Origin of the sequence: Actinomyces sp. HMSC065F11 (assembly GCF_001813085.1) — a bacterium.
In the GTDB taxonomy this organism is placed as follows: Bacteria; Actinomycetota; Actinomycetes; order Actinomycetales; family Actinomycetaceae; genus Gleimia; species Gleimia europaea.
On record NZ_KV811471.1, the window covers coordinates 1 to 482 of the forward strand.

The following is a 482-nucleotide window of genomic DNA, read 5'->3' on the forward strand; positions in this document are numbered from 1 at the left end:
TAAGACGGATGCGAACTTCAAGCTGGATACCGATGGTGACGGTGATCCTGATGTGACTGATCCGGATGACGATAATGACGGCATCGACGATGAGGATGACTCTAATCCGAAGGTTCCGAACGCGAACGATCACTTCGAGCCTGGCTATGAGGATGGTTCGGGTAAGCCGGGCAGCGATGTGAAGATCGATGCTCCGAAGTTCACCGACAAGGACGGTAACGACACTAAGGCTCCTGAGGGCACGAAGTTCACCCCTGGTGACAACGTTCCTAATGGTGTGACTATCGATGAGAACACTGGTGAGATCACCGTTACCATCCCTGAGGATGCAACTCCTGGTAGCAAGATCGAGGTTCCGGTTGTTGTGACCTACCCGGACGGCACCAAGGACAACGTTGACGTAACTGTCACCGTTGAGCAGCCTGATGCGAAGGACAACGAGAAGTTTGAGCCTGAGTATGAGGGTAAGTTGGTTGTTCCTG

The 482-nt window shown here is 52.9% G+C and carries 1 protein-coding gene; it reads left to right on the forward strand.

The genetic code is table 11. The features are described 5' to 3' along the window. On the forward strand, positions 1-482 hold a 482-nt coding region (locus HMPREF2891_RS05535), incomplete at both ends, for a YPDG domain-containing protein (RefSeq protein WP_222566272.1).